This window comes from Thermoanaerobaculia bacterium (assembly GCA_035593605.1).
Taxonomy (GTDB): domain Bacteria; phylum Acidobacteriota; class Thermoanaerobaculia; order UBA2201; family DAOSWS01; genus DAOSWS01.
Genome location: DAOSWS010000011.1, coordinates 1 through 17,055 on the forward strand (window position 1 = coordinate 1; position 17,055 = coordinate 17,055).

The window sequence follows — 17,055 nt, forward strand, 5'->3', positions numbered from 1 at the left end:
TCGTGGACTGCCTGAGCAACCTGGGTGATGTGAACCTGAACGGACAGATCTCCGCGTTAGATGCGAGTCTCATCCTCCAGGCCGTCGTAGGCTTGATCAGTCTAGACCCCGTCCAGCAATGCCTGGCAGACGTGAATGAAAACGGTCTCGTTTCCAGCCTAGACGCCGCCTACGTCCTCATGTGCACCGTCGGCAACTGTCCGGGGCTTCCGGCGGGATTCCTGCCCTCCTGCACAGCCCATGACAATTGCCTGTAAACCACCGGCGTAGATCTTGCAACGCTTACTCTTTGTGCATGGATGCTTTTATCGTTGAGTGTATATCTGACTTCGCTTTGTTCTTTTCTGCAATCCAGATGAATGTTACTTCGTGCGGAAGATGCGGGGAAGGATCTTCATCATGGCCCACCCTCCCGAAATTCGCTTCAGGAGGCCCGGACCATAGAGGAGATGAAGAATCCCTTTGAGTCCTTGATAGATTCCATGGGAAAAGGGATGCCACCAGAGGTCCTTTCGTGTAAAGGAGAGCCAGTCGTCGACGATCGTCATCGACTGCGTCATTTCGTCGAAACCCAGCTTGCCATGGGTCCGGCCGATCCCGGACTCCTTGAATCCGCCCCACGACGTCTCCGCCAGGCCATGGCTCATCAGGTGGTCGTTGATGGTGACGACCCCGGCCCGTATCTTTCGTGCAATCTTTCGGGCCTTGCCCCGGTTCTTTGACCAGACCGATCCCGTCAGGCCCAGGTAGGAATCATTGGCAAGGGATACGGCTTCCTCCATGTCCCGAACCTTCATCACGCCAAGGACAGGACCGAAGGTCTCATCCTTCATCACGTCCATTTCGTGGGTCACGTCGGTGAGGACCATGGCGGGAAGAGCGTGGGGCATCTCTTCCTTCGACGGACACCGGGATCGGGCATAGACCTTCGCTCCCTTTTTCAATGCGTCCTCCACATGGCTTTCAACCAGTTCCGCCTGCCGGAGGGTCGTCATAACTCCCATGTCTGTGGTGAAATCAACATCCCTCCCCACACGGAGGGCCTCGGTCCGGCGCTTCAGCGACGAAAGGAAGGTGTCGTACACGCTCTCATGGACATAAATTCTCTCGACCCCTCCGCACGACTGGCCCGCGTTTTGAAATCCGGCCCAGACCGCCCCCGCCGCGGCTCTCTCCAGATCCGCATCCTCACAGACAATCATGGCGTCATTGCCGCCGAGTTCCAGGCAGACCGGAGTCAGGGTCTGCGCCGCCAGGGCCATGAGTTCCTTGCCGGCCCGTACGGAGCCCGTGAAGAAAAGCTTGTCGACCCCTGCACCCAAAAGAGCCTGCCCCGCTTCCCGCCCGGGCAGGTTGACGAAGTGAAAGAGGCCCCCGGGAAGGCCGGCCTCATCGAACAGGGCCCGGAGAGCCAGGCCAACCTGCTGAGTTTCCGTCGCGGTTTTCAGGAGCACCCCGTTGCCCGCGAGGAGAGCCATGACCACTTCGGAAAAGGGTATGCTGAAGGGATAATTCCAAGGGGAGATTATGGCGACCACCCCCCAGGGAACGCGAAGCTCCAGGGATCGTTTGTTGGCCAGAACCAGCGTGGAGGGCCACGGCTTTCTGACTGTAAGAAAGGCCCCTGCCTTCCGGCAGTAATAGCTTAACGCCATGGCGGCGGGCAGGACTTCCGTTGCCAGGGCATCGATCCGGGTCTTTCCGTTATCTCTGGCAATGATTTCAGCCAGCTCATCGGCCCTCTCCAGGAGGATTTTTCTCACCCTCTTCATGGCCGCCACACGATGCCGGAGAGGCATGGTTCGCCACCGCTCCTGAGCTGTACGGGAGGCGGCCACCGCCTCTTTCACTTCGTCCGTTGAATGGAGGGGGGAGTTCCCGATAACTTCTCCGGTGGCAGGATCTTTCGAAAGGGTAACGGCGGGTTCATGATTCATGACGAGCTCCCGGTTCGGATCGTGCAGGATCGGTTCGACCCAGAAAGGCGTCCATTGTGTGATGAACCCCCAGGATATCGGCAACCAGGTTGAAGACTACCACGGGAAAGATTCGAAGTGGACCGACCGTGTATACCAGCCAGGGCATGAAGAGCCTCTTTCGGTTGGAGCGGATGGCCTTGTAAATTCTCTTTGCGACCTTCTCCTGGCCCAGGATGGGAAGGAGAAAGGGAATCCGGGTGCGGACTCCTTCAAACATCCCCGTGTTGATAAAGTAGGGACAGACAAGGGTCATCCGGATCGGAGAATTACGAAGTCTCAGTTCCTGCTGCAGGGCTTCGTGAAATCCCACATTGGCGAACTTGCTGGAGGAATAGTCAGCCAGACGGGCTACGCCCATCAATCCCGCCGCTGATGCAATCGTTACAATATGGCCCCCATCGGCCTCGATCATGGACGGCAGAAAGGCCTTGACCGTCCAGAAGTGAGCCAGGGAATTTACTTCCATCGTTTTCTGGATTTCCGAATCGGAGCAATCCAGAAAGGACTTTCCCGTGACCACTCCTGCGTTGTTCACAAGGATTCGGACGTCTCCCACCTCTTTCCGTACCGTAGAAGCCGCCGAGTAGACAGCCTCCCTGTTTGAAACATCGACAGTATAAGGATGGGCCTGTCCTCCCTCCGCGGAAATCTCGACTGCCGCCTCTTCAAGGGCTCTTCCGTCGATATCCCAAAGAATGACACTGGACGCGTGCCGGGCGCAGAACCGGGCCAGGCTCCGTCCAATCCCGCTCGCGGCGCCGGTAATCAGTACGTGGGATCCGGAAAGATCTGTCATGGGACCTCCCTGTCAACCTTCGATGGCCTGATTATACCCCAGCCCCTCCGGTTTCGGCTGATTCTCGTTGCGCCGAAAGGGTTTTTTGTGGTATCGTGGATTCGGGCATGGTGGTTCGAAAGAAGAAACCGAAAAACCCCGATTTGGGGGACAGCGCAGCCGAACGGCGCCGACACCAGAGGTTTGTCGTCGAGGGGCTCGACGTTCAATGTAAGATGCTCATTACGGCAGAGGCGCGGCTGATCAATATCAGCCTGGGTGGTGCCTTTATTTCCACAATGACCCGGCTGAACATCGGATCCGAATACACACTGCGTATCGAATGTCAGGATCGGGAACTGGTCCTGAAAGGAAACGTTGTATGGGAACGGGTGGCCTACCTTCGCATGGATGAAAAGGGTAACAAATTTCCAACCTACGAAGCGGGCGTTCGTTTCAAAGATGTTCTTACAGGAACGGGAGCCGATCTTGTTGATTTCATGGAGCGCAACGTAGCGGAGCACCAGTTCCATGTCCGACTCCAGGGTCTTCGTGTCAAAATTCTGGGGATGGAATCAGCCACGATCCTGGATCACCATAAGATTTACCAGGTAAAAAAGCTCAGCATCGGGGGAATGCTGATCGTATCGGACCAGGCTTTTGTTCCCGAAGAGCGATTCAAGATGGAACTCATCTTTCCTGGAAACGGGGACCACGTGACCTTTATGGGACGAATTGCCTACAGCGGGGAAGTTTCCGACAGTCGTCCCCTATCCTTTGATACCGGCATCGAGTTTTTTGATATGGAAAAGAATGACAGGAAAAAACTGGAGGCCTTCGTCCATTCCCTTAGGGAACCCGCCCCCTGATTTCCAGGATTCCCTTTACTTAAAAGCTCCCGTAACAGCAAAGATAAGAAGAATCACTGCGATCACAAACAGAACAGCACCGGCGATCTTCACCCAGCTCCAGGGCCGCTCCGCCCGGATTTCCGCCGTCTGACCGTTGACCAGAAACCGGTAAACCTTCTCTCCGAACTTATAGGAGCTGATCCAGATGGGGAGCAGGATGTGCTTGAAGGTCACGTCGTCATATCGTGTTTTGACGTCTTGGATTCTCTGATGATCTCCGCCGATATCGTTCCGGATCGCCTCACGGATCGCTCCATCCATCACCTCCCGGGCCTGGTCAAATCCCTCGCTCAGGGTAACGGTATAGGTTTCCGCCTTGAATCCGCTCAGATAATCGGGGGAAAAAGGAACCAGCTGGTTTAGATTCCACGTGGTGAGCTTCCACGCCAGCCGTTCGGGAAGAGACCGGCTTGCCGGCACCAGCGTATCATTGAAGGCCTTTCGCACGGTTCCGGAAACCGATGACCAGCGCGTCTTTCGTACACGGCGTGTCTTATGAACGGTCCGCCCCCCCTCCGTCGTGGAATAGGATTCATTCTCCCAGTAATCGTCTCCCCTCTGTCCCTTATAGAGAGATGTCGTGTCGGCATCGTACGTCCAGAAAGGCGTGTAGAGACCCTGAAGAGCCTGGGGGTAGTGCACATCCCGTTTCAGCCGAGAAGGGGCAAACCAGAGGCCGCGAAGCCAGGTTCGAAAGGATTTGACCGCCTGATCGCGTGTAACTTTGAAGGGGAGCAGAGACCGCGGCTGAATCAGCTTTTGAGTTTTCCCTTCCTCCACGATATGGGTTCCGCAGAAGGGACAGGATAGGGAGGTCAGCTTCGGGTCGTGGGTGGAAGAAGCGCCGCAGGCCCGACACTGGATGGTTTGTGCCTCAACCGTTTCCTGTGTCTCTTCCTTCGAGAGAAAGTCCTCGAAGTCAAGTTCCTCGATGTTGGCCCCGTCGGGGGAATCGATCACCTGCTGCTGCGCGCAGAAGGGGCAGGTCAGGGTTCCCGAAGCGGGATCGAAGGCAAATTGGGCTCCGCAGCCCCTGCATCGAAAGAGATGTTCAGAGGATCGGGTTCTCGAATCGTCCTTCGTCATTGACCCACAATGTACCACGGATGGACAACCCGGGAAAGAAGAAGATGATCGTCCCCGCATCGATCTCTCCTGCTTCTGCTATGATAAATTCATGAAACGCAAAGCCTTTATCACGGGGATCACGGGCCAGGACGGTTCCTACCTTGCCGAATTCCTGCTGGAAAAAGACTATGAGGTGTTCGGGCTTATTCGCCGCACGTCCCACAGCCGTCTGGACCGGATCGAACACCTTGTCGATTCCATTGAGCTGGTTTCGGGAGATTTGACCGACCTGGCTTCGCTTCTCCAGGCACTGAAGGCGATCCAGCCCGACGAAGTGTACAACCTGGCCGCCCAGTCCTTCGTTCCGACATCGTGGAACCAGCCGGTCCTGACGGCGGATATCACGGCCCTCGGCCCTGTCCGGCTTCTTGAAGCCATCCGCGGAAATGGAAGACCGGTCCGGTTTTACCAGGCATCCTCCTCGGAGATGTTCGGGAAGGTGGATCGAGTCCCGCAAAATGAGACAACGCCTTTCCATCCCCGCTCTCCTTACGGGGTTTCTAAGGTCTATGCGCATCTCATCACTGTGAATTACCGTGAATCCTACAACATGTTTACCTGTTCCGGGATCCTGTTCAACCACGAGTCTCCCCGCAGGGGCCTGGAATTCGTGACCCGGAAGATTTCCCATGCCGTGGCGAGAATCAAATCGGGTCTTCAATCCACCCTTACCCTGGGAAATCTCGATGCAAAAAGAGACTGGGGCTACGCGGGGGATTACGTGGAAGCCATCTGGAAGATGCTCCAGGCCGACACTCCAGAGGACTATGTGGTCGCAACGGGGGAAACTCATTCGGTGAGGGAATTCTGTGCAGAGGCCTTCTCTCATGTCGACCTGAACTGGGAGGACCACGTTCGTACCGACCCGGGCCTCCTTCGTCCCGCCGATGTGGAACTCCTTGTGGGCGATGCCTCGAAAATCCGCAGCCGACTGGGCTGGACACCCCGGGTTTCCTTTCCCGAGCTGGTCAGGATGATGGTGGATGCCGATCTCAAAGATCTGGGTCATTCCCGCTAGCGTTGCCGCCTTCCCGGCCGCCCTTGCTTTCACCCGACTGACGAACGCTCCTCTGCTTTTTCCCTTCGCCGCGGCACTCCTTTTCTACCCCGCCTTTATCCGGACCCTCCTCAGGGGACATTTCGGGTCCGCGTTTCGTCTTTCGGTCCTCTGGGCCCTTTCCGGGACCCTTACCGTTCTGATTTTCACGACTCTGGCACCCCGGGAAGCCGACGCATCGATTCTGAACGGACGTGCCTATCGAGTCGAAATGATGGAATGGATGGAAACGGGGACCGGCAGGGAATCGACTCCCTCCGCCTTTCTGCCCCAGCACGCACTTCACCTGGGCCTCTTTTCCGCGGCCACCGTGGGTTCCGCGGGACTCCTGGGGCTTGTCGCCGGCGCCTATCTTCTCAATTACATGAACGTCTATGTCGCGACCTACGCGGCATCGTCCGGGACCGGATGGATCGGCTGGATCCTGGCCTGGCATCCCTGGGCACTGATCCGTGTCGCCTCCTACCTGGCCCTGGGAGTCTATCTCTCCGCTGTTTTTCTGCGGCTGACAAAAAAGATCGATTCTCTTCCCCCCTCCCGCTGGCTCTGGCTGGGAATGGGCGGTACGGTCCTGGACGTTCTTATGAAGATCATTCTGGCTCCCGGATGGCACAGGCTTCTTGCTTCGTTTCATGGATTATCCTTACCCTGAACCAGAAAAATATGCCGTTTTATTTGATATAATCAAAGTTCACAACCCTTTCCGTAACGTGCTGTAGAAAGGAGACCACCCATGCGAAACCATCGATTCACCCTGCTTTTTCTGGCCTTCAGCCTGATCGCTGCCTGTACCCTCCAGGCCGCGGAAAAACGGGCCTTCACGATTCCCGACCTCTATTCCATCCAGTACCTTTCGGACCTTCAGATCTCCCCCGACGGTACGGAACTGGCCTTTACCGTATCGGAATATGACCTTCCCCGCGCAAAGAGAACTTCGGCGATCTGGCTCATGAATACCGATGGAAGTAACCTCAGAAAATTCACTTCGGGTGAAGCCCTGGATCGAACTCCCCGCTGGTCCCCAGACGGAAAGACTCTGGCATTCACCTCGACAAGAGAAAAATCCACTCAGCTCTACGTGATTCCACGTTCCGGAGGTGAAGCACGGTGCCTGGCAAAACTGACTTTTGGCGCCTCCGACCCGGTCTGGTCGCCCGATGGACGATTCATCGTGGTGGCTTCAGACCTCTATCCCGAATGCGGTCCCACAGCCGAATGCAATGACAAGCGGAAGAAAGACGCGGATGAAGGTCCCTCTCAGGCCCACCTGGCCGACAGCCTTCTCTACCGCCACTGGGACGACTGGAAGGACGGAAAGCGGACCCATCTCATCCGCATCGATATGGAGGGAGGTCTGACTGACCTGACCCCCGGAGACTGGGACTCGCCTGAATTTTCACTCGGGGGATCGCGTTACGGGTTCACTCCCGATGGCTCTGCGTTCTACTTCACCTCCAAGCGGGTCGATAATCCCGCAGAGTCTACCAACGTGGACATCTGGCGGATCGGCCTGAAGGATCCTGAAACCATGAAAGCGCAAAGGCTTACAACGAATCCGGCCTATGACGGACAACCCGTAATTTCTCCCGACGGCACGCGTCTGGCCTTTCTGACCCAGACGATTCCCGGATATGAAGCGGACCTCTTTCGCCTGGCCATCCTGGACCTGGCATCAAAGAAGGTCCGGCTTCTCACCGATCTCGATTCTTTTGACAACTGGATCAACCACGTGGAATGGTCAAAGGACGGAAGGGAGCTTTATGCCACGGCGCAGGTGGAGGGTGACACCCCCTTTTACAGGGTAGACATCGAATCCGTAAAGTTCACAAAGATCTTTACCCATGAGGCTATCGACAGCTTTATCCTGGATCCTTCCGAAACTCATCTTTTCTATATTCACCGTTCCGTGGGAGAACCCACTGAAATTTATGTAAAGGACCTCAAGAAAGACACCGCACCCAAACGGCTGACTTCCTTCAGTGAAAGGCTCCTTCAGGAAGTGGATGTCCGCCCCGCAGAGCGTATGTGGATCAAGGGAGCCGACGGAAAAGAGCTTCAGGTTTTTCTCGTAAAACCCCACGGCTTCGATCCATCGAAGAAATACCCCCTGATTCTTAACGTTCATGGCGGTCCGCAGATGATGTGGCAGGACTCCTTCCGCGGCGACTGGCAGGTCTACCCGGGCGCCGGATACATCGTCGCCTTCCCCAATCCTCACGGATCCACCGGTTACGGGCAGGAATACTGCGCGGAAATTTCGGGAGACTGGGGCGGAAAGGTGTACGAAGACGTCTTGAAGGTGACCGATTACCTGGCCTCCCTGCCCTACGTTGACGCCGAACGGATCGGAGCCATGGGATGGTCCTACGGCGGCTACATGATGGACTGGATCCTGGGACACACCGACCGCTATCAGTGCCTTGCCTCGATGATGGGGGTCTACGACCTCCGCTCCATGTACGGGGCCACCGAAGAGCTATGGTTTCCCGAATGGGACCTGAAGGGCACACCCTGGGATTCGGAGCAGTACGCGACCTTCTCTCCCTCCTTCTATGCCTCCAGTTTCAAAACTCCAACCCTGGTGATCTCGGGGGAGAAGGATTTCCGGGTTCCCTACACCCAGAGCCTCCAGCTCTTTACGGCACTCCAGAAGCAGGGCGTGCCCTCACGGCTCATCATCTTCAAGAACTCGGGGCACTGGCCGTCCTGGTGGGATATGATCCTCTACTATACGGCCCACCTGGAATGGTTCCAGACCTACCTGGGCGGGGACGGCCCGCCCTGGAGCGTGAAGGATTTCGTTGCCAACCGGGTCTTTGACACCGAGACCGGGAAACGCCTGGACCTCGAGGCTCCATGACACGGACGTTCAAGCTGTCCCGGGACTCGGGCCCGAAAAGTTACAGAGTCAACTATGCAGGGGAGCTGAACAGCGAACAGCATGACGTCGTGATGGCTCCCGGCGGGCCGATGCTGGTCATTGCCGGGGCGGGATCAGGAAAGACACGGACGCTGACCTACCGGGTGGCCCGCCTGATCGAGGACGGGATACCGCCGAACCGGATTCTGCTCCTGACCTTCACCAATAAGGCGGCCCGGGAAATGCTCATGCGCGTGGAAGCTCTCTGCGGCATGGAGTGTCCCCGGGGCTGGAGCGGTACCTTTCATCACATGGGGAACCTCTTCCTGCGCCGCCATGCGGAATCCCTTGGGCTGAAACCCAATTTTTCCATCATGGACCGTGAGGACACCAAGGACCTTCTGGATGCCATCGTGGAAGACCTCGGGTATTCCAACCTTCCGGTGCGTTTCGTGTCCACGGACGTCCTCGTGGAGCTCTACAGCCTCAGCGTCAACACCGAAGTCGACGTGGAGGGACTCGTCCACGACCGATATCCCCAGTTCACGGCACAGCTCACGGAGATCCAGAAGGTCCTCATCACCTATAACGAACGAAAGCTCGCGGAAAACCTGGTTGACTTCGACGACCTGCAGAGCCTCATGCTCCGCGGCCTTCTGGAACATGAGGAAATCAGGACCCACTACCAGAACCACTTCCTTCACATCCTGGTGGATGAATACCAGGATACAAACAAGATTCAGGCCGACCTGGTCGACCTCCTCGTCGGTCCTCAGCGCAACCTGATGGTGGTGGGTGACGACGCCCAGAGCATCTATTCCTTCCGGGGCGCAAACTTCGAAAATATCATTACCTTCCCTGACCGGTTCAGGGACGCGAAAATCTTCTACCTTACAACAAACTACCGCTCCACACCCGAGGTTCTGAATTTCGCCAACGACTCCATCCGGCACAATCAGCGGCAGTTCGAAAAGGAACTGCATCCCGTGAGGGAATCCAGCGGGGTTCCCGTCACGATCGTTCCCTGTCCCGATGTCTATATTCAGGCTGAATTCTGCGCGCAGAAAATCCTTCAGCTGATGGAGGAGGGGCTGGACCCCCAATCGATCGCCATCCTCTATCGGTCCCACTTTCAGAGCATGGAAGTTCAGCTGGAGTTCACCCGGCGCGGTATCCCTTACGAAATCCGCTCCGGCATGCGCTTCTTCGAGCAGAAGCACGTCAAGGACATCATGGCCTTCCTTCGGATCACCGTGAACGCGTCCGACGAGCCGGCGTGGAAGAGGGCGCTGAAGTTGTATCCAACCGTGGGAAATCGAACGGCTGCGCTCCTCCACGCCCATGTTTCAAAAGCCTCGGATCCCCTGCGCGCGGCTATCTCATCCGACTTCATCAAGGCAGCCCCCAAACGCAGTCAGGCCTCCGCCGCCCGTTTCCAGGAACTGGTCAAGGACCTCATGGGACCTCGCCACCAGGGTGATCCGGCCGAGGCGATCCGGACCATCGTGGAGGTCATGTACCGGGATTACGCAGTCCATACCTTTCCCAACGCCCAGGCGCGCCTGGACGACCTGGAAGAGATGGCCCAGTTTGCCTCCCGCTACGGGACGATTGAGGATTTCCTCCGGGAACTTGCCCTCCTTTCGGAGCTCTCGGGAGAGGATGTGGCCGCAGGGGATAAGGAAGGGGACCGCATCATCCTCTCCACCGTCCACCAGGCGAAGGGCCTGGAATGGGACGCCGTCATCGTGATCGGTCTGGCGGAACACCAGTTTCCCTCTCACTGGGCCCTGAAAAGCCCCGACGGAGAGGAGGAGGAGAGAAGGCTCTTCTACGTGGCCTGCACACGCGCCAGGGATGAGCTCGTCCTGGCCTACCCACAGATGGGACACCAGCGGGGAAATCGGGACACAATCCAGAGGGTTTCCCGCTTTATCGGCGAGGTCAGCCCCCGCCTCTGGGAGCCGGTTCAGCTTGTTCAGGATTACGGCTGGTAAGTCGGCCCCCATCCCGAAACTTCATGAATTATCTGTGATATGATGAATATTGATACGCAGTATCATTTAATGACTCCCAGGAGGAGACCATGAACCGCACGATTCGAACCCTGTCCGCATTCGTACTGTTGACCATCCTTGCCGCGTTTGCCCTTGCTACAGGTCAGGAAGAAAAACCGGGACAGCCGGCGATGTCCCCCGAAGAGCAGGCCATGATGGAAAAATGGCAGACCTACATGACCCCGGGACCCGAACATCTGAAGATGGCACGCTTTGTGGGATCGTGGAATGTTAGGGCAAAATTATGGATGCAGCCGGGGACCGAGCCCCAGCTGAGCGAGGCGACGGCGGAAGTCACCTCGATCCTTGGCGACCGTTTCCTCCAGATGACCTATACCGGTTCGTTCATGGGAATGCCCTTCGAAGGCCGGAATCTTTTGGGATACGACAATTACACGAAGAAGTACACCAGCATCTGGTTTGATTCCATGGGAACGGGGTTTTACCTCACCTCGGGAACCTGTGACGATGCCGGAAAAGTTTGCACGGAGACGGGAATCTGGGACGACGCGGTGACCGAGCAGAAGGTCGCCGTCCGAACCGTCACAACGTGGAAGGATAAGAATACCATCGTGATGGAAACCTACTCCACTTACCCGGACACTCCTGAATTCAAGAGCATGGAGCTTTTCTACACCCGCAGGTAACTGGTTAAGGAAACCCGGTCAGTCAAGTGGATCTTCCAGGGCTGTCCGGGCTTTCGACAGCACAAGATCCAGGATCACGGGATCCTCTCCCAGGGGGGGAAGGACCTCGATTTTCAGATCGGAGTATCGGGAGGATACGGCAAGAACCTGTCCCGGGATATCCCGGGACACGTGGCCCCCTCCCGACATGAAGAGCGGATAGATCACGAGTCGTTCAATTCCCCGGGCTCGGGCTTCTTCGGCCCGTTCCAGAAGGGTTGGAGAAACAAACTCCATGTAAGCCAAAGTCACACGATCCCTTCCGAGTATTTCAGCAAGGTGTCGGTCCATATCTTCAAAAGGCTGCCTCCAGCGCGGATCGGGGCTTCCATGGGCCATGAGAACCAGCAGAGTTTTCATAATCGAATCTCCTTTCTGGAAGGAAACGCACGATTCGGATGTCTCATTCCCCCGTAAGAGGAATCTGCAGACCGGAGGAGATCCAGCGGCCCGGCATCGCGATATCGAGGCGATCCTGGTAGGACGTATTCGTCAGGTTTTGAATATCCAGAAAGAACGTGATGTCCTTCCAGTTGCAGAGAACGCGAAGATCGGCCAGAAACCGCGAGTCCAGTGTTTCGGGATCCTCCCAGCGCGCCGAAAGAGTTCCCCGTACCTGGCTGAAACGAAAGTGGACCAGGCCCCCGGCCTCCAGGGCGGAGTAGTCGGACAGGTACTTCAGCCGGTCCGGGGGAAGGGGAGCGTCGACATCCCGGGCGGCGGCAAAAACCGTGACGGTGCCCAGCCGAATCCTGAATTCCAGGCCGGCAGAAAAGAACGGTTCCAGGTTGACGGCGTGAAAAGTTGCACGGCCGTCATCGGATACCCACTCAATCTCGTCAGAGTGGTGACGGCCCCAGAGGGAAACGGTCCAGTTCTTTCCCGCCACGTTCCACTCCGCTTCCACCATGTCCGGGGATTCAAGGTTCGGGTTCCCGAGGTTAGCGGGACTGGCGTAATAGAGCTCCGTAAAGGAGGGAAGCCGGCTTCCCCGGCGAAGGGTAAAAGAGGTGGAAATCAGATCCATAGTGCGCTCGACACTCAGAGAAGGAAGGAGGAGCATGGTTCCTGATCCTCCCTCCAGCCCGAGAGAAAGGGATAAATTTTTCTTTCCGAACGTCCGCGTCCATGCCAGGGTTCCCCCGGCGCGGTTCCGGTCGTGGTCACCCAGGGGACTGTCGGTTATGCTTTCGGAAAACCCGTACATCTGCCATGCAACGGATCGCTCCGTGCCGGACAGGTTCGCACCGGTTCTCAAAGTCGTGTGCCGGTTTCGATACCCTTCGGGATTTCTTCGGTCCAGGAAGAAGTCGTCAGTGTGGCGGCGGGTGTACACCTGAAGGTTGGCGCCGAGAATCGTTCCTGAGACAGAACCGACCGTCGTGGACGTGGATTCTTTCTGATAGGGATAGGCCGTCGTGTAAAAGTTCAGCGCACCGAAGCTTTTATCCTCCATGCCGGCCATCCATTTCCACTTCCCTGCTTGGCCCCGGAGCCCTAACACGTCTCTTGAAAGCTCAGTTCCATAGCTCCATCCCCCGTGAACGGTTCGTGAAAGGGAGAAAGCGGAAGAAAAGCTCTCCCCCGCGAATCCTGTTTCCATATACCCCATTGCAAGGTTGTGATCTCCCGCCAGGATACGGGCTTCATGACTCGCAGAGGATCGGGTCACGATCCGTACGGCTCCGCCCGGAATGGGCCCCGACGGCGAAAAAGCCCAACCTCCGGGGGTATATTCCACCCTCTCGACACTGTCCAGATCCACAGGCAGGTCGAGGGTAAAGTGACCGGTCTGGGGATCGTTGAGGGGGATGCCGTCGAGGTACACCCGGATCCCTTCGTACCCCGCACCCCGCCCCTGAAGATCGGCCTGAACACCGAAGGGAGCCCGGAGAGACAGAACATCGGGAAGGTAAAGGTTTATAAGGCCCTGGAGATCCACGGCCGGTGAGGATTCGATCTCTTCCCGTGTCACGACCACCAGGGTACCGGGTTCCCCCGGAGCACGGACTTCTACCGTCGTTCCAAACTGGCAGAAGAGGGGAACGACTGTGAAAAAAGTCCATAATAAGGCGACGCACCGGAAGAACATGGACCGGATGATACAATACTTTTTGATCTCAAAACAGGAAGGTGCCCGGATGGAACTCTTACAGACCGAGCGAAGCATCGTCGCCGTGATCGACCTTCAGGGGAAACTGATGGAGATGATCCACCGTCCCCGGCTGGTCATCGGCTCGACCTGTCGGCTGATGAAACTGGCCGACCTATTCCAGGTCCCCGTCGTCCTGACGGAACAGTATCCGAAGGGTCTGGGAGGCACCCATCCAGAAGTACTGGAGGTTTTTCAAACCCTTTCAGTCCCCACCGGATATCTGGACAAGACGTCCATGGGATGCTGCGGGGACCCGGGGTTCGAAGTCCTTCTTCAAAAGGCCAGACCGGGCCTGGATCCGAAACGCAGGCAGATCGTCGTCGCGGGGATCGAAGCTCACGTGTGCGTCATGCAGACGGTGATCGAGCTATTGAACCTGGGCCACGACGTCCATGTCTGCTGGGAATGCGTGAGCGGCCGGGGAGAGGAATACCGGGACTATGCCCTGAAACGTATGGCCCAGGCCGGCGCCGTCATCACCAACCACGAATCGGTGGGGTTTGAATGGGCCCGCGACAAGAACCACCCGGCCTTCAAAGCCATGAGCAACCTCTTCAAGGAAGGTCAGCTGACAGAGTAAACATCCTTCCCGAAGAAAATCACACACAATTTTCGGGAGAATCTTCCTGCATCCATGTTCTGAACAAAGGAATTCAAAGATATATCAATCGGGTGGAGAATCCACGAGAAATAATGATATTTGACAAGAGTGTCGTCATATGTCATGATATATGACGACAAAGGGGTCATTTATCATGAATTTCAGACAGAATTATATACCCAGGGCACTCGATCTACCTTCCCTGCTGGCACGCAAATCGTACTTTTTGCTGGGACCAAGACAGACTGGAAAAAGCTGGCTGATTCGCTATACTCTCCCCGAGGTAAAAATATACAACCTGCTTGATTCTTCAACTTATCTACTTCTTAGCAGAGCCCCGGAACGCTTGCGTCAAGAACTCCGACCATCGGACAACCTTATCATTATTGATGAGATTCAGCGTCTCCCTGAACTTCTTAACGAGGTACATCTTCTAATTGAGGAAAAGGGTATCCGTTTTCTGCTAACAGGTTCCAGTGCCAGAAAATTACGACGGGGTGGTGTAAATCTCCTGGGTGGCCGGGCACGCATGCTTCGTTTCCATCCCTTTACAACCCTGGAACTTGGAAAGCATTTTGAGCTCACCAGAGCACTGAACCACGGCATGGTGCCCAACCATTACTTTTCGGATGAGCCGGATTTGGACCTTGAAGCATATACCGGCACCTATCTGCAGGAGGAAGTAGTGGCCGAGGGTGCAACCCGAAACGTCCCAGCATTCAGCCGCTTTTTAAAGGTAGCCGCCCATTGCAACAGTACCATTGTTAACTTCACAAAGGTTGCCAACGACGCCCAGGTACCGCGCACTACCGTACATGAATATTTCCAGATTCTCAAGGATACCCTCATCCTTCACGAACTTCCTGCATGGAAACAGTCAAGGAAAAGAAAGCCGATCGCGTCAAGCAAGTATTATTTCTTTGATCCTGGCGTCGTCAGGCAGCTGCAAGGGCGCATCTATACGGATGGAACAACAGAATTTGGAGAAGCTTTCGAAACATATATCTTCCACGAACTGATCAGTTATACTGATTACAGAACGCATGAACCACTTTATTTCTGGCGTTCCACATCGGGATTCGAAGTGGATTTTCTCCTGAGTGACCATACCGCCATTGAAGTGAAAGCCTCCTCAACAGTTTCACCCAGAGATATCAAATCTCTTCTGGCACTGAAGGAGGAAAATACTACCCGGCGCCAGATCTGCGTCTGTCGTGAGAGTTCCAGAAGAACCATCCATGGTGTTGAAATTATTCCTTACAGAGACTTTATCGAAGAATTATGGTCCGGAGAACTGGATTGATTTCATCAACATCCTCAGGAGGTAGATGATCATGAATAGAATTCTCCATTTTTTTTCGTCAGCTTGATTTTTACTAGTTGCTCCATGGCACAGGTCGAGGAGTTATGTATCAGCGAAAAGTGCAGTTACTCTTTTATATACATAGCTACGTTCCAAAATACCGCCTATGGAAGATACAACAGTGATACGGGGAGGATGCGTTTGAATACTTACTATGTAGTTGTTCGTAAAGGAGCGGTAGCCAGTGTTAAAGAAAACATGGAGAAATTGAAAGATATATTCTACGATCATTACAGAAAAACACATGAGATCGCCACAGAATCGGACATGGATCCCATCATCCGTTCCCGATTAGAAAAATTATTGGGGGAAAAGGATTACGTGAATTTCTACATGTCACAATTTGAGATACCATACAACAGTAAAGAAGACATTCTACTTATCGATAACAAGGAACATCCCAATTACTGCATCAATCACAAATGTCCTTAAAATTATTGGTTTAAAAGTAACCATCCCGGTTCAATTGGCTTTGGAAAATCCTATTTCAGTTGTGCTAAGACCGCGGCGCCGATGACGGCGGCGTCGGCGCCCAGGGAAGAAACTGTTATGGTTAACTCCCGGGTCGCCGCGTTCAGAGCGTAACGACGAACTCCCTTTTCTATGGAGGAGACCCATTCGGGGACTCCTCCAATCAGTCCTCCTCCAAGCACGATTCGGGCTGGATTCATAATGTTGACAAGGGTCACCGCGCCCGATACAAGATATTCTTCTGCTTTTTCCAGGGTTTGCACCGCAAAGGGATCCTTCCTTCGCATGGCCGCGACGATGTCCCGTGCCTCCAGCGTTCCCTTTTCCTTAAGACAAGCTGCGAGGCGTGGAGAAAGAACAGGTTTGCGCCTCAAAGCGCGGACGACTCCCGACGCGATCCCCCACCCTCCGGCATAGGCTTCCCAGCACCCCCTTCCCCCGCAGGTACACTTCCGCCCCCCCGTGACGACTATCTGATGGCCCACCTCACCTGCCGTATTCCCCGCCCCTCTTATGAGGGTTCCACCCTGAATCCATCCCCCGCCGATTCCCGTTCCCAGGGAGAGAAAGAGCATCGGATCGGAGCCTCTTCCCGCCCCATAGGTCCATTCCCCCAGGGCCGTCACGCGCACATCGTTATCGACAGCGACTTCGAATTGAAACTGATCGGAGAGCAACGTTTGTAGAGGAATGTCCTCCCATCCCAGATTTGGGCCCTTCAGGAGAACTCCATCCTTCGACACCTGGCCGGCCACACCGATTCCCATCGATGCGGGAGAATATTCTCTCAACGGCACGAAAAGGGCCTCCTGGAGCCGTTCCTGCCATCCCTCCACACCCTCGCCCGGTCGCGTGGGAAGTGAGACCCGGTGGAGGACATTTCCCGATGGATCCACAATGGCACAGGCTGTTTTTGTAGCCCCAAGGTCGATACCGAGTGTCGTTGCACCCATGATGTAACGATAGCACAGCGAATCACCCTGCGCCACAGTCTTCCCTGCGATATAATAGG

16 protein-coding genes are annotated in these 17,055 nt (G+C 55.7%); 10 read left to right on the top strand and 6 right to left on the bottom strand.

The features are described from left to right. Positions 1 to 257, top strand: a 257-nt coding sequence (locus PLD04_06910) for a dockerin type I repeat-containing protein (GenBank protein ID HXK68059.1), incomplete at its 5' end; no start/stop codon positions are given. 105 nt (positions 258 to 362) lie between these two features. Here the strand turns inward: PLD04_06910 and PLD04_06915 are convergent. Both PLD04_06915 and PLD04_06920 read right to left on the bottom strand, forming a co-directional pair. After that, on the bottom strand, positions 363 to 1,937 hold the full coding sequence (locus PLD04_06915; GenBank protein ID HXK68060.1) for an aldehyde dehydrogenase family protein: 1,575 nt from the start codon (positions 1,935 to 1,937) through the stop codon (positions 363 to 365). Next, on the bottom strand, positions 1,927 to 2,775 hold the full coding sequence (locus PLD04_06920; GenBank protein ID HXK68061.1) for an SDR family oxidoreductase: 849 nt from the start codon (positions 2,773 to 2,775) through the stop codon (positions 1,927 to 1,929). The genes PLD04_06915 and PLD04_06920 overlap by 11 nt, the downstream gene beginning before the upstream one ends. A 107-nt stretch (positions 2,776 to 2,882) precedes the next feature. Between PLD04_06920 and PLD04_06925 the strand changes: the two genes are divergently transcribed. Beyond that, complete coding sequence (locus tag PLD04_06925) at positions 2,883 to 3,623, top strand: PilZ domain-containing protein (protein HXK68062.1); 741 nt, start codon at positions 2,883 to 2,885, stop codon at positions 3,621 to 3,623. A 15-nt stretch (positions 3,624 to 3,638) separates the two neighbouring features. Here the strand turns inward: PLD04_06925 and PLD04_06930 are convergent, their stop codons facing one another. Continuing rightward, complete coding sequence (locus tag PLD04_06930; protein HXK68063.1) at positions 3,639 to 4,751, bottom strand: hypothetical protein; 1,113 nt, start codon at positions 4,749 to 4,751, stop codon at positions 3,639 to 3,641. A gap of 91 nt (positions 4,752 to 4,842) precedes the next feature. Between PLD04_06930 and gmd the strand changes: the two genes are divergently transcribed. The 5 genes from gmd to PLD04_06955 all read left to right on the top strand — a co-directional run bounded on the left by gmd (position 4,843) and on the right by PLD04_06955 (position 11,414). After that, positions 4,843 to 5,811 carry a GDP-mannose 4,6-dehydratase gene (gene gmd, locus PLD04_06935; protein ID HXK68064.1) on the top strand — a complete coding sequence of 323 codons (969 nt, stop codon included), beginning with the start codon at positions 4,843 to 4,845 and terminating at the stop codon, positions 5,809 to 5,811. Then, on the top strand, positions 5,777 to 6,502 hold the full coding sequence (locus PLD04_06940) for a hypothetical protein (protein ID HXK68065.1): 726 nt from the start codon (positions 5,777 to 5,779) through the stop codon (positions 6,500 to 6,502). The genes gmd and PLD04_06940 overlap by 35 nt, the downstream gene beginning before the upstream one ends. A gap of 81 nt (positions 6,503 to 6,583) precedes the next feature. Further along, positions 6,584 to 8,710, top strand: coding sequence for a S9 family peptidase (locus PLD04_06945; GenBank protein ID HXK68066.1), 2,127 nt, complete (start codon positions 6,584 to 6,586; stop codon positions 8,708 to 8,710). After that, positions 8,707 to 10,707, top strand: coding sequence for an ATP-dependent helicase (locus tag PLD04_06950; GenBank protein ID HXK68067.1), 2,001 nt, complete (start codon positions 8,707 to 8,709; stop codon positions 10,705 to 10,707). The genes PLD04_06945 and PLD04_06950 overlap by 4 nt, the downstream gene beginning before the upstream one ends. 89 nt (positions 10,708 to 10,796) lie before the next feature. Then, complete coding sequence (locus PLD04_06955; GenBank protein HXK68068.1) at positions 10,797 to 11,414, top strand: DUF1579 domain-containing protein; 618 nt, start codon at positions 10,797 to 10,799, stop codon at positions 11,412 to 11,414. Positions 11,415 to 11,432: 18 nt separating this feature from the next. Here PLD04_06955 and PLD04_06960 read toward each other — a convergent pair whose 3' ends face one another. Both PLD04_06960 and PLD04_06965 read right to left on the bottom strand, forming a co-directional pair. Next, positions 11,433 to 11,813 carry a CbiX/SirB N-terminal domain-containing protein gene (locus PLD04_06960; GenBank protein ID HXK68069.1) on the bottom strand — a complete coding sequence of 127 codons (381 nt, stop codon included), beginning with the start codon at positions 11,811 to 11,813 and terminating at the stop codon, positions 11,433 to 11,435. Positions 11,814 to 11,856: 43 nt separating this feature from the next. Further along, positions 11,857 to 13,545: a TonB-dependent receptor gene (locus PLD04_06965; GenBank protein ID HXK68070.1), complete on the bottom strand. Its 1,689-nt coding sequence runs from the start codon at positions 13,543 to 13,545 to the stop codon at positions 11,857 to 11,859. 49 nt (positions 13,546 to 13,594) lie between these two features. On the opposite strand from PLD04_06965, the gene PLD04_06970 reads away from it, so the two are divergent. The 3 genes from PLD04_06970 to PLD04_06980 all read left to right on the top strand — a co-directional run bounded on the left by PLD04_06970 (position 13,595) and on the right by PLD04_06980 (position 16,004). Next, a complete protein-coding gene (locus tag PLD04_06970; protein ID HXK68071.1) occupies positions 13,595 to 14,188 on the top strand; it encodes an isochorismatase family protein in 594 nt (197 codons plus the stop codon). Positions 14,189 to 14,363: 175 nt separating this feature from the next. Then, positions 14,364 to 15,512 (top strand): DUF4143 domain-containing protein, encoded by a 1,149-nt coding sequence (locus PLD04_06975; GenBank protein HXK68072.1) that lies wholly within the window; start codon positions 14,364 to 14,366, stop codon positions 15,510 to 15,512. A gap of 84 nt (positions 15,513 to 15,596) precedes the next feature. After that, complete coding sequence (locus tag PLD04_06980) at positions 15,597 to 16,004, top strand: hypothetical protein (protein ID HXK68073.1); 408 nt, start codon at positions 15,597 to 15,599, stop codon at positions 16,002 to 16,004. Positions 16,005 to 16,054: 50 nt separating this feature from the next. On the opposite strand, the gene PLD04_06985 is transcribed toward PLD04_06980, so the two are convergent. Further along, positions 16,055 to 16,996: an ROK family protein gene (locus tag PLD04_06985; GenBank protein ID HXK68074.1), complete on the bottom strand. Its 942-nt coding sequence runs from the start codon at positions 16,994 to 16,996 to the stop codon at positions 16,055 to 16,057. Positions 16,997 to 17,055 lie beyond the last annotated feature (59 nt).

Coding starts and splice junctions, on each gene's coding strand:
- PLD04_06915 (HXK68060.1), bottom strand. CDS start 1,937: ATGAATCATGAACCCGCCGTTACCCTTTCGAAAGATCCTGCCACCGGA.
- PLD04_06920 (HXK68061.1), bottom strand. CDS start 2,775: ATGACAGATCTTTCCGGATCCCACGTACTGATTACCGGCGCCGCGAGC.
- PLD04_06925 (HXK68062.1), top strand. CDS start 2,883: ATGGTGGTTCGAAAGAAGAAACCGAAAAACCCCGATTTGGGGGACAGC.
- PLD04_06930 (HXK68063.1), bottom strand. CDS start 4,751: ATGACGAAGGACGATTCGAGAACCCGATCCTCTGAACATCTCTTTCGA.
- gmd (HXK68064.1), top strand. CDS start 4,843: ATGAAACGCAAAGCCTTTATCACGGGGATCACGGGCCAGGACGGTTCC.
- PLD04_06940 (HXK68065.1), top strand. CDS start 5,777: ATGCCGATCTCAAAGATCTGGGTCATTCCCGCTAGCGTTGCCGCCTTC.
- PLD04_06945 (HXK68066.1), top strand. CDS start 6,584: ATGCGAAACCATCGATTCACCCTGCTTTTTCTGGCCTTCAGCCTGATC.
- PLD04_06950 (HXK68067.1), top strand. CDS start 8,707: ATGACACGGACGTTCAAGCTGTCCCGGGACTCGGGCCCGAAAAGTTAC.
- PLD04_06955 (HXK68068.1), top strand. CDS start 10,797: ATGAACCGCACGATTCGAACCCTGTCCGCATTCGTACTGTTGACCATC.
- PLD04_06960 (HXK68069.1), bottom strand. CDS start 11,813: ATGAAAACTCTGCTGGTTCTCATGGCCCATGGAAGCCCCGATCCGCGC.
- PLD04_06965 (HXK68070.1), bottom strand. CDS start 13,545: ATGTTCTTCCGGTGCGTCGCCTTATTATGGACTTTTTTCACAGTCGTT.
- PLD04_06970 (HXK68071.1), top strand. CDS start 13,595: ATGGAACTCTTACAGACCGAGCGAAGCATCGTCGCCGTGATCGACCTT.
- PLD04_06975 (HXK68072.1), top strand. CDS start 14,364: ATGAATTTCAGACAGAATTATATACCCAGGGCACTCGATCTACCTTCC.
- PLD04_06980 (HXK68073.1), top strand. CDS start 15,597: ATGGCACAGGTCGAGGAGTTATGTATCAGCGAAAAGTGCAGTTACTCT.
- PLD04_06985 (HXK68074.1), bottom strand. CDS start 16,996: ATGGGTGCAACGACACTCGGTATCGACCTTGGGGCTACAAAAACAGCC.